Origin of the sequence: Streptomyces sp. NPDC059874 (assembly GCF_042731135.1) — a bacterium.
In the GTDB taxonomy this organism is placed as follows: domain Bacteria; phylum Actinomycetota; class Actinomycetes; order Streptomycetales; family Streptomycetaceae; genus Streptomyces.
In genome coordinates, this window is the sequence record NZ_JBHWJY010000003.1 from 69,472 (window position 1) to 79,583 (window position 10,112).

Genomic DNA, 10,112 nt, shown 5'->3' on the forward strand with positions numbered 1-10,112 from the left:
GCGGGGGTTATACGGTCGCCTGTCGTTGTTCTGTGCTTCCTTCTATACGTCTACATGTCGGCCAGGGCCGCTTCGACGTCGTAGTGGTGGATCCAGGACACGTCCTCCACGACCTGGTCCAAGCCGCTGCCGGCGCCGTCGGCGGCCCCGTCGCCGGAGGACCGTACCTTCTGCGTTCCGCCGCCCCTCGAACCGAGCTGGACCCGGGTCGTGTGCGGGCGCCGGAACTCCTCGTAGCGGCGGAGTCCGGCGGGGGTGCCGTCGAGGAAGTGCGCGAGGGCGACGGCGTCTTCCAGGGCCTGCCCGGCGCCCTGGCCGTGGTGGGGCAGCATCGGGTGTGCGGCGTCGCCGAGGAGCGTGACGCGGTCGTGGCCCCAGCGCGACAGCGGTTCCCGGTCGTACAGCGCCCAGCGGCCCGGTGTTCCGGCGGCCCGCACCAGGGCCGTGACGTCCTCGTGCCAGCCCTCGAACGTCGCGGCCAGTGCCTCCCGGTCACCGGTGGCGCTCCACGACTCCTCCGCGGGGCCGGTGTCCGGCAGGACGGCCACGTAGGTCAGCCGACGTCCCGCGTCGACCGGTACGACGAGCAGCCGGGCCTGCCGGCCGACCCACATGTACATGGTGTCGGGGGCGAGTCCCGGGACCTCGGCGGCGGGCACGGCCCCGCGCAGCGCGCTCGCCCCGGAGAAGACGGGACGCTCCTCTCCCGCCACGATGCGACGCACCGCCGAGTGCACCCCGTCGGCGCCGACGAGCACATCGGCCGCGGCCTCGCGCCCGTCGGCGAACCGGAGCCGGACCGTGTCTCCGTCCGGGGTGCAGGACGCCAGACGCGTGTTCAGGTGGATCCGCTCGGCCGGCACCCGGGCGGCGAGCAGGGCGTGCAGGTCGCTGCGGAGCACGGTGAGGTGGGGGGCGCCGTATTCCTTCTCCCAGGTGTCGCCCATCGGACGGCGGGCGAGGAGTCGGCCGTCCTGGGCGCGCACCTCGAGCGCCTCGGGTCGGACGGCGACCGCGCGCAGCGCTTCCTCCAGTCCCCAACGGAAGAGGACGCGGGCGCCGTTGGGTCCGAGGTGCATCCCGACGCCCGTCTCGCGCAGTGCGGGCGCCTGTTCGTACACGTCGACGGTGACGCCGGCGGCGAGCAGGGCGCCGGCGGCGGCGAGACCGCCCAGGCCGGCGCCGGCCACGGCGACGTGCGGGGCGGGCAGGGTGTTCGGCATGAGATCCCCTCGTGTGTGGTCGCGGGTGGATTCACCGCGAGCCGGCCGACACCAGTCCCGTCTCGTAGGCGAGGATGACCAGTTGGGCTCGGTCGCGGCTGTCGAGTTTGGTCAGCAGGTGACTGACGTGGGTCTTTACGGTGGGCACGCTCAGCCGCAGGCGCTCGGCGATCTCCGAGTTGGTCAGCCCGCGGGCGATCAGGGTGAGCACTTGGCGCTCGCGGTCGGTGATCCCGGCCCGCTCCAACGCGTGGTTCGGTGGACGCGGTTCGCGCTCGGGGCCGCGGGCGAACTCCTCGATGAGGCGCCGCGTCACGGAGGGGGCCAACAGCCCCTCGCCGGAGGCGACCACCCGTACCCCGGTGAGCAGGTCGGCGGGCGGAGTGTCCTTGAGCAGGAAGCCGCCGGCGCCGGCGCGCAACGCATCGTACACGTAGGCGTCCAGGTCGAACATGGTCAGAATCAGGACATGGGTCCCGGACATGTCGGGCGATCCGCAGATCCGGCGGGTGGCTTCGATGCCGTCCATCTCGGGCATCCGGACGTCCATCAGGACGACGTCGGGGTGCTCGCGGGCGGCCACGTCGACCGCCTCGCGCCCGGTGGCGGCCTCGCCGACCACGGTCAGACCCGGCTCGTTCTCGATGAGGACGCGGAAGCTGCCCCGCAGCAGGGCCTGGTCGTCGGCCACGACGACACGGATGTCCCCGCTCATCGGGCCGCCCCCCGGTGTGAGTCGACCGGGTCGAGCGGCAGACGGGCGAAGACGCCGAACCCTCCGCCCGGGCGCGGGCCGGCCGAGAACTCCCCGTCGTACACGGCGATCCGCTCGCGCATGCCGATGAGGCCGTGCCCGCCGTCCGGGGCGGGCACGGTCGCGACGCCCCGGTCCGGCCCGCCATGGCGGTCGGACCGGCCGTCGTCGCTCACGTCGATCGTCACGTGTCGTTCGTCTCTGGTGATCACGACACTGCAGTCTGCCGGCGCCGCGTGCTTGACGGCGTTGGTCAGGGCTTCCTGGACCACGCGGTAGAGGGTCAGGCCGAGTGCCTCGGGCAGGTCGTCGAGGTCGTCCGGATCGGGCGCGTCGAGCCGGACGCGGAGCCCGGCTTCGGTGGCGTTGCGAACCAGCCCGGCGAGTCCCGCGGGCCCCGGGATCGGGCGGAGGTCGGCGTCCGTGCGGGCGCCGGTGTGCTCGGCGCGCAGGATGCCGAGCAGGCGGCGCATCTCCTGGAGGGCGTCGCGGCTGGTGGCCGCGATGACCCGCAGCGCGTCGCCGGCCTCCTCCGGCCGGGTGGCGACGACGTGGTTGGCGACGGCCGCCTTGACGGCGATGACACCGATGCTGTGGGCGACGACGTCGTGCAGTTCGCGGGCGATCCGCATGCGTTCCTCGGCGACGGCCCGCTCGGCGAGCTCCTGGGCGGCCTGCGCCGCGTAGGACCGTCGCTCGCGCACGGCGTTGCCGAGCGCCCAGGAACCGGCGATCAGCGCCCAGCCGAGGAGCATGAGGCCCGGTCCCTCCAGCCACCAGTACGCGTACGGGCTGCGGGGTTCGGTGGCGATCATTCCGCCGAGGCCGATGAATCCGGCCACCGCGAAGGGCGTCCAGCGCTGTGCCAAGCCGGCCAGCGCCACGGGATAGAGCACGAACGCCACGGCCAGGAACGGGTCCGTGACGGCACCGAGGCCCACCGAGGCCAGCGACACGAGCAGGGTGACGGCGAGCACCGGCAGCGGCCACAACCGGCGGACCGCGGCGGGCAGGCCCGTGGCGGCCACCAGGACGTCGGCGCCCCAGCCGGGCAGGCCGTCGGGTCCGGGTTCCGCACGGGTGTGCCACAGGACCAGCAGGAGCGCGACGTAGCCGGCCGCGGCCAGGCAGTCGAGGGCGATGAGCTGCGCCGGGGTCAGCCGCCGTCCGAACAGCGGCCGGGCTTCGGGGTGATCCATCGTCCGACCCTAGCCGTCGTCCGGTGCCCGGGCCTCGTGCCGCGGGATGACAGCCCCTGGTAGGAGAGGGTCGGCCGACCCGGCGCCCACGCCCTCATTCCACCCGGGAGAACCTGCGGGTCGCGACGGCCAGGGCGAGGACGGCGAGGACCGCGACCAGACAGGTCTCCACCGGCACGGACGGGGTCCAGCCCCACCACTGCGGGCTGGTCGATCCGCCGCCCATGGCCGTCGCGGCGTCGCCGGGCATGGTGCGGCGCAGCGCGTCCACGGCGTACGTCAGCGGGTTGACCCGGACCACCGCGCCGAGCCAGCCGGGCAGTCCGTCGACGGGGAACATGGCCCCGGAGAGGAAGAAGAGCGGCATCATGCACAGGCTGACCGCCACCTGGAAGGTTTCGGGACGCCGGATGCACACGGCCGCCGCGACTCCGAGGGCGGTGAACGCGAAGGACACCAGGACGACCTGTAGCAGTACCACGAGGAGTTGCGGGTGGTAGGGCACTCCGACGACGGGCCCCAGGAGCAGCACGAGCACGCCGTAGGCCGCTCCGGAGGTGGCTCCGCCCAGGCAGGTGCCGACGAGGATGGCGCTGCGGCGCACCGGTGCCACGAGCATCTGCCGCAGGAAGCCGGACTTCCGGTCCCACACGATCGAGGCGCCGACGGCGATGGCCGGTGCCTGGACCGACATCAGGACGACGCCCGGGAAGAGGAAGGCCCGGAAGTCCCGGAGGCTGTCCTCGGACATGGCGGAGTTCAGGCCGGTGCCGAGCACGAGCAGGAACATCAGCGGTGTGACCATGCCCATGGCGATGCGGAGCTTGTTGCGGCCGAAGCGGATGGTCTCCCGGTGCCACAGCACCTTCACGGTTCGCAGGTCGCGGGCCAGGCCGCCACCTGCGTCCCGTGGCGCGGGTGCGCCGGGGGCGGGGCCGGACGGGTCGCCGGGTCCCGTACGCGGGCCGTGCACCTCGGTCTGTGCCATGGCTACCTCCTCGGCCCGAAGTGGGGCGGCTGTTGCGGACCTTCGGCCTCCCGGATGGTGCGGCCGGTGTAGTGCAGGAAGACGTCGTCGAGGGTGGGCGGGGTCACGGTCACCGCGTGGACGGGGACGGAGAGTTCCGCGCAGAGCCGGGGCACGAACCCGGCGCCGTCCTGGGTGCGCAGGCGTACGCCGTCGGGTGCGGCCTCGGCCTTCAGGCCGAACCGGTCCTGCACGGCCCGGGCCGCCCGCTCGTCGTCGCCGGTGCGCAGCACGACCAGATCGGCGCCGACGACCGCCTTCAGCTCGGCGGGCGTGCCCTCCACCACCAGCTGCCCCTGGTCCATGATCGCCATCCGGTCGCAGTGCTCGGCCTCCTCCAGATGGTGGGTGGTGAGGAAGATGGTGATGTCCTGCTCCCTGCGCAGCCGGTGCAGGTGCTCCCAGATGGCGACCCTGGTCTGCGGGTCGAGGCCGGTGGTCGGTTCGTCGAGGAAGAGCACGCGGGGCGTGTGCAGCAGTCCGCGGGCGATCTCCAGCCGGCGGCGCATGCCGCCGGAGAAGGTGCGCACGGGCGCGTCCTTGCGCGCGGTCAGCTCGACGAGGTCGAGCAGCTCGGCGATGGTCCGGCGGGCCCGGGAGCGGGTCAGCCCGAACAGGTCCGCCTGGAAGCGAAGGTTCTCCTCGGCGGTCAGCTCCCCGTCGAGGGTGGACTCCTGGAAGACCAGGCCGATGCCGCGCCGGACCGCGTCGGGTTCGCGGGCGATGTCGTGTCCGGCCACCTCGGCCCGCCCCGCCGAGGGCCGCAGCAGGGTGCAGAGCATGCCGATGGTGGTGCTCTTGCCCGCGCCGTTGGGGCCCAGGAAGCCGTAGGTCTCGCCGGGGGCGACGGCCAGGTCCAGGTCGACGACGGCCTCGTGGGTGCCGTACGTCTTGCGCAGGCCTTCCACGAGCACCGCGTGCCGGCCGCTCATCGGGACCTCTCCCCGGACGTGTGGCGGACGCTCATCATGGCCCGGAACAGCCCGGTGTCGTCGGGCTCCCCGACCGGCCGGCCCTCCGCTTCGACCCAGGCGTGGGCGCGGAACGGCTGGGTGCGCACGCCCGTGCACCAGTCGGGCCACGCACCGTGCAGACGGCACAGCAACACGGTGGCGATGGACCGCTCCAGGCAGCCCTGTCCGGCGCACCAGGCGCTCACCGACACCACGGAACTCCGTGCGTCGAGGGCCTGGGAGGCGGTGGCGGGCCGGGAGCCGCGCGAGACGACCTCCAGGACGCGGCGCAGCCGGCGCGGCGGCACTTTGGCGAGCAGGTGGGCGGCGCCCACCGCGCACCGGGCGGTGACGTGCCGGTGCCAGCTGATCGTGACGGACCGCTCGGAGACGACGGGCATGCTCATGAGCCCACCACCAGCCGGGCCTTGACCAGGGTGTCCAGCAGGGCGCGGACGTCGGTGCGCGCCCGTTCCGCGGCGTCCGGACGGCCCAGCGCGAGCTTCTTGGCGGCCTCCTCGGCGGAGTTGCCGTCCAGCAGCAGGCGCAGGGTGGCCGCGCCGGAACGGTTCAGCTGCCAGTAGCGGCCGGTGCGCTGGTCGAGGAGGACGACACCGTCCTCGACGTCGGTGGCCAGGACTTCGGGTTCCAGCGTGTACGTCATCGGGGTCCTCCGGCGGGGGACGCGGCGAGCGGGGCGACGGCACTCGGTGACCGCAGCCATGTCTCGCAGGCCAGGGTGTTCTCGAAGGGAGTCAGCGAACGGGTGCCGGGCATCGGCCGGTACAGCGCGGCCCGCAGGGCGTCGGCGTCGACCAGTCCGTGCTCGGCGAGGCGCAGGTCGTCGCAGAGCCCGGCGAGCCGTTCGCGGTTGCGGTAGAGCCCCTCGTACGCCTCCTGGCCGAAGGCGCCCTTGTCGCGCCGGTCCAGCACGGCGTCGGGCACGGCGCCGCGCAGGGCCGTGGTGAGCGCCGGTTTGTAACGGCCGGGCACGACCCGGTCGGCGACGCGCACCGAAAGGGCCGCCTCGATCACCCGATCGTCCAGGAAGGGCGTTTCGAAGGTGACGTCGAAGGGGCGCAGGGAACGGTTGAGCTGACGGGCGGCGTGCCCGCTGAGCACCGTGACCTCCAGTGTCTGATGCTGGAGCCGGTCGGGGTGCAGCGGACGGGGCCGACGGGCGGCCGTGTCGGTCAGCAGGCGGCGTGCGACCGCGACGGCGTCGGGAGTGGCCCACGCGGGCATCCGCAGATCGCCGCGGCCCCAACCCGACGGCGGTGTGAAGCGGGGGGCCGGCGGGTCGGCGAGGTGGAGGGCGGCTCGGGCCAGGGCGTCGGAGAAGGAGGACCGGTCGGCGAGCGAGCGCACGGTGGCGCCGAGCGGCCATCGGTTGACGGAGCGGAACCGGCGCACGGTCCGGATTCCCCGCAGCGGGTCGCTGCGGATGAGCGACCAGCCGAACTGGGGGGACACGCCGAACAGTTCGTCACCGCCGACGCCGATGAGGTGCCGGGACGCCCCTTCGGCCCGGACGGTGCGGGCCAGGCTCTCGGTGTGGGCGCGGTTGCGGGTCCACACGAGGGGCCCCTCGACATCGTCGCGCGCGCCATCCCGGTCGGGCGCGGCCTCGTACCAGAGCGGGCCCTCGGCCACGTCCACGAAACGGTGCCGGGCCGACGGCATGAGCTCGGCCGCCCTTCTCGCCCACGTCGTGTCCGCGTTGGCGCGGTCCATCGGCTTCCAGTGGTGGGTGACCAGGCGGGCGTCGGTCCTGTCGGCGAGGAGGCACAGGCTGGTGGAGTCGAGGCCGCCGGACAGGTCGGCGCTGACGACCTCCTGGCGGGCGGCGCGCACGGCCACGGAGTCGGCCAGTGCCTCGCGGATCGCCTCGGCCGCCCGGGAGATCGGGGTGGCGGGCTCGGGCGGGGTCCACCAGGAGACCTCGCGGGCCTCGCCGTCGGGTCCCACGTCCAGCCAGCAGCCGAAGTCGAGTGAGCGCACTCCCGTCCACACCGGGCGTCCGGCGAGTGGCCAGGGCACGGGCAGCAGCAGCTGGAGGGCGAGTGCCTCCTCGTCCAGCCCGGTCTCCATGAGGGCCGTCAGCCCGCTCGGGCTGTCCGCGGCCACGGTGAGACCGTCGATGCGGGCGTGGAAGACGTGGCGTGCGGTGGACAGCGAGCCCTGGGTGCGGGTGCGGCCGTCGAAGGACGCGGCGAGGTGGAAGTTGCCGGGCAGCGACCGGGCGAGGGAGTCGAGGTCGTGCGGTGAGCGCGAGTTCGCGAGGAGCCGGCCGAGGGGGCCGGTGTCGGCGCGCGTGGGGCCGAGGAGCACGAGCCGGTTGTGGCCGCCGTCGACGACGACGCACGCGTCGTCGTTCCAACGACCCACCAGCCAGGGCCGGCCCGAGGCGTGCGCGACGGTCCGGACGCCCGGGCCGGTCACCGCACGCGCGAGGGGTTCCGCGGCGGCGCAGTCGGGAAGGATCAGAAACTCCATGTCCCCTTCTTCGGGTGAGCGTGTCCAGTGCCGTGGCCGGAATGGTTTGCCGGGGCGCGGCGTCCGGTGCATGGGGTCTCCCCAGGCCCGCAGGGCCGGGGGGAAGCATCGCAAGGCGGAGGACCGCGTCTCGTACTGGACGTACTTGCGCGGTCCGACGACGCGGCGAGGTGCCGTGCCGGGTGCCGTGACCCGGTGAACCTTTCCGGCCGCAGCACCAGGGCACCTCCCAGCGGTGGCTGGGGGAGCGTCGCGACCCGGTGAACCGTTCCGGTCACGGCACTGCGCAGCGGCGGAGCCGCTCCGGCGGGTGTCCGCCGGAGCCGCTCCGCCGACCGGATGTGCGGCGGTGGGTCACCGCCTCACCGAGGTGCTCAGCAGAACCAGGCGTCGCCGCCCCACCAGTCGACGCAGTCCGCCGGACCGGCGCCGAGCGTGAGCTCCGCGAAACCGCCGACCTCCACGATCGCGGGCGCCTCGTATTCCTCGTGCGTGGCCATGTTCACCCTCCTTGTTCCGGGATGGGGTGCGACTGGGGTCGCACCCCGGGGTCACGCACAACGTAGGCGGCCTGTCGTCCCGGGCTCCTGGGCACACCGTCCCGTCCGCGTCCCGTGTCCGGGCGGGGTGGCTCAGGCGTCGCGCCGCTTCAGTGCCAGATAGCCGCCGACGAGGGCCACGGCCACCCAGGCGACGAGGACGGCCATGCCGCTCCACGCCGTGAGGATCATGTGCTCCTGGGGTTCGCGGCGCATGATGATCCCCCCTGCCGCGTCGGGCAGGAACTGGGCCGCCTTCTGCACTCCGGGCAGGTTGTTGAGGATCTCCGAGACCATGAAGAACAGCGGCACGAGGATGCCGAGGGTGAGCGCGGGGCTGCGCAGGACCGTCGCGAGGCCCATCGAGAACGCGCAGATCAAGGTCATGTAGAGGATCGAGCCGACGACGGCGCGGAGCGCCCCGTCATCGGTGATCGAGGCGTTGTGGGCCTCGCCGATGGCGGTCTGCGCGGTGAAGAAGGTGACGAGCACGACCACCGTGGAGACGACCAGGGCGATGGCGGTGCCGGTGAGCACCTTGGCCGCGTAGAAGACGCCGCGCCGCGGGACGGCCGCCAGCGAGCCGCGGATCGTGCCGGAGCTGTACTCACCGGTGACCGTCAGCACACCGAAGACGATCAGGGAGATCATGCCGAGCCGTAGCCCGTTGAAGCCGGATCCGACCGGGTCGAACTTCGCCTTGCTCTCGGCGCTCATGTCGTCGTAGGCACCGCGCAGCACCCAGCCGAAGAGCAGGGCGATGAGGACGCTGACGAGGAAGCACAGGATCAGGCTCCACAGGCTGGACCGGACGCTGCGGATCTTGGTCCATTCGAACGCGATGGCCGCGCGGGTGTCCGTCATGGTCACCGCACCTCCTTGCCCGCACGGTACTCGGCCGCATCGGCCGTGAGTTGCATGAAGGCCTCTTCCAACGAGGCGGTGCGGGGGCTGATCTCATGGACGATCACCCCGCGGCGAGCGGCGAGCTCTCCGACGGTCTCCGAGGAGGTGCCGACCGCTTCGAGCGTTCCGTCGGGTCCGTCGTCGGTGTGGATGCCGGCATCGGCGAGCACGTCACGCATCCGCTCCGGTTCGGGGGTGCGGATCAGGATGTAGGCGCGGGAGTTGCGTGCGATGAACCCGTCCACCGAGGTGTCCGCGAGGAGCCTGCCCCGGCCGATCACGATGAGGTGGTCGGCTGTCAGCGCCATCTCGCTCATCAGGTGACTGGAGACGAAGACGGTGCGCCCTTCCGCCGCGAGCTTCTTCATCAGCCCGCGGATCCACAGGATGCCCTCGGGGTCGAGGCCGTTGACCGGCTCGTCGAGGAGCAGGACGGGCGGGTCGCCGAGCAGGGCGGAGGCGACGCCGAGCCGCTGGGCCATGCCTAGGGAGAAGCCCTCGGTGCGCTTGCCGGCCGCGCTGGTGAGGCCGACGACGTCCAACACCTCGTCCACGCGCCGCTCGGGGACGCGGTTGCTGCGGGCGAGCCCCAGCAGGTGGGCGCGGGCGGTGCGGCCGCCGTGCAGGGCCTTGGCGTCGAGCAGCGCGCCGACCTCGCGCAGGGGATGCCTCAGTTCCGTGTAGGGCCTGCCGTCGATCAGGACCCGTCCGGAGGTCGGGCGGTCGAGCCCGATCATGGCCCGCATCGTGGTGGACTTGCCTGCTCCGTTGGGCCCCAAGAAGCCCGTGACACGGCCGGGTTCGACCGTGAAGGTCAACCCGTCGACGGCCGTCGTCGTCCTGTACCGCTTGGTGAGTCGGTCTACCTCAATCATGATCCCCAGCCTGGCGCGCGGCCGGTCCGGGCACATCGGGCCGGAGGATGTCATCCCGGGGACCGAGGGGGTGTCTTGTCGATCAGGCCGGGAGCACGCCGGGGGGGGGGGGGGGGGGGGCCCCCCCCCCCCCCCCCGGG

General features: G+C 73.1%; 11 protein-coding genes. All 11 read right to left on the reverse strand.

What is annotated here, in order from left to right; translation table 11 throughout:
- Window positions 1-50: 50 nt before the first annotated feature.
- Window positions 51-1,223, reverse strand: coding sequence for an FAD-dependent monooxygenase (locus tag ACFV9H_RS02665; RefSeq protein WP_385392281.1), 1,173 nt, complete (start codon window positions 1,221-1,223; stop codon window positions 51-53).
- A gap of 31 nt (window positions 1,224-1,254) precedes the next feature.
- Window positions 1,255-1,938: a response regulator gene (locus tag ACFV9H_RS02670; RefSeq protein WP_385392284.1), complete on the reverse strand. Its 684-nt coding sequence runs from the start codon at window positions 1,936-1,938 to the stop codon at window positions 1,255-1,257.
- Window positions 1,935-3,176, reverse strand: a complete 1,242-nt coding sequence (locus tag ACFV9H_RS02675; RefSeq protein ID WP_385392287.1) for a sensor histidine kinase — start codon at window positions 3,174-3,176, stop codon at window positions 1,935-1,937. Before ACFV9H_RS02675 ends, ACFV9H_RS02670 begins: the two co-directional genes overlap by 4 nt.
- A gap of 94 nt (window positions 3,177-3,270) precedes the next feature.
- Complete coding sequence (locus tag ACFV9H_RS02680; protein WP_385392290.1) at window positions 3,271-4,164, reverse strand: ABC transporter permease; 894 nt, start codon at window positions 4,162-4,164, stop codon at window positions 3,271-3,273.
- 2 nt (window positions 4,165-4,166) lie between these two features.
- Window positions 4,167-5,135 (reverse strand): ATP-binding cassette domain-containing protein, encoded by a 969-nt coding sequence (locus ACFV9H_RS02685; protein WP_385392293.1) that lies wholly within the window; start codon window positions 5,133-5,135, stop codon window positions 4,167-4,169.
- A complete protein-coding gene (locus ACFV9H_RS02690; RefSeq protein WP_385392296.1) occupies window positions 5,132-5,563 on the reverse strand; it encodes a lasso peptide biosynthesis B2 protein in 432 nt (143 codons plus the stop codon). Before ACFV9H_RS02690 ends, ACFV9H_RS02685 begins: the two co-directional genes overlap by 4 nt.
- Window positions 5,560-5,820: a lasso peptide biosynthesis PqqD family chaperone gene (locus ACFV9H_RS02695; protein ID WP_385392299.1), complete on the reverse strand. Its 261-nt coding sequence runs from the start codon at window positions 5,818-5,820 to the stop codon at window positions 5,560-5,562. The genes ACFV9H_RS02690 and ACFV9H_RS02695 overlap by 4 nt, the downstream gene beginning before the upstream one ends.
- A complete protein-coding gene (locus ACFV9H_RS02700) occupies window positions 5,817-7,652 on the reverse strand; it encodes an asparagine synthase-related protein (RefSeq protein WP_385392302.1) in 1,836 nt (611 codons plus the stop codon). The genes ACFV9H_RS02695 and ACFV9H_RS02700 overlap by 4 nt, the downstream gene beginning before the upstream one ends.
- 374 nt (window positions 7,653-8,026) lie before the next feature.
- Entirely contained in the window at window positions 8,027-8,152 is a 126-nt protein-coding gene (locus ACFV9H_RS02705) for a lasso RiPP family leader peptide-containing protein (RefSeq protein WP_385392305.1), read from the reverse strand.
- Between the two features lie 132 nt (window positions 8,153-8,284).
- The gene (locus tag ACFV9H_RS02710; protein WP_385392308.1) at window positions 8,285-9,055 is read right to left on the reverse strand and encodes an ABC transporter permease subunit; all 771 of its coding nucleotides are present in this window, start codon (window positions 9,053-9,055) and stop codon (window positions 8,285-8,287) included.
- Window positions 9,056-9,057: 2 nt separating this feature from the next.
- Window positions 9,058-9,972, reverse strand: coding sequence for an ATP-binding cassette domain-containing protein (locus ACFV9H_RS02715; protein WP_385392311.1), 915 nt, complete (start codon window positions 9,970-9,972; stop codon window positions 9,058-9,060).
- Window positions 9,973-10,112 lie beyond the last annotated feature (140 nt).

What these genes read in the sequence shown, in the direction of transcription:
- ACFV9H_RS02680 (WP_385392290.1), bottom strand. Translation starts at nt 4,164, where the DNA reads ATGGCACAGACCGAGGTGCACGGCCCGCGTACGGGACCCGGCGACCCG.
- ACFV9H_RS02670 (WP_385392284.1), bottom strand. Translation starts at nt 1,938, where the DNA reads ATGAGCGGGGACATCCGTGTCGTCGTGGCCGACGACCAGGCCCTGCTG.
- ACFV9H_RS02675 (WP_385392287.1), bottom strand. Translation starts at nt 3,176, where the DNA reads ATGGATCACCCCGAAGCCCGGCCGCTGTTCGGACGGCGGCTGACCCCG.
- ACFV9H_RS02685 (WP_385392293.1), bottom strand. Translation starts at nt 5,135, where the DNA reads ATGAGCGGCCGGCACGCGGTGCTCGTGGAAGGCCTGCGCAAGACGTAC.
- ACFV9H_RS02700 (WP_385392302.1), bottom strand. Translation starts at nt 7,652, where the DNA reads ATGGAGTTTCTGATCCTTCCCGACTGCGCCGCCGCGGAACCCCTCGCG.
- ACFV9H_RS02695 (WP_385392299.1), bottom strand. Translation starts at nt 5,820, where the DNA reads ATGACGTACACGCTGGAACCCGAAGTCCTGGCCACCGACGTCGAGGAC.
- ACFV9H_RS02690 (WP_385392296.1), bottom strand. Translation starts at nt 5,563, where the DNA reads ATGAGCATGCCCGTCGTCTCCGAGCGGTCCGTCACGATCAGCTGGCAC.
- ACFV9H_RS02665 (WP_385392281.1), bottom strand. Translation starts at nt 1,223, where the DNA reads ATGCCGAACACCCTGCCCGCCCCGCACGTCGCCGTGGCCGGCGCCGGC.
- ACFV9H_RS02710 (WP_385392308.1), bottom strand. Translation starts at nt 9,055, where the DNA reads ATGACGGACACCCGCGCGGCCATCGCGTTCGAATGGACCAAGATCCGC.
- ACFV9H_RS02715 (WP_385392311.1), bottom strand. Translation starts at nt 9,972, where the DNA reads ATGATTGAGGTAGACCGACTCACCAAGCGGTACAGGACGACGACGGCC.
- ACFV9H_RS02705 (WP_385392305.1), bottom strand. Translation starts at nt 8,152, where the DNA reads ATGGCCACGCACGAGGAATACGAGGCGCCCGCGATCGTGGAGGTCGGC.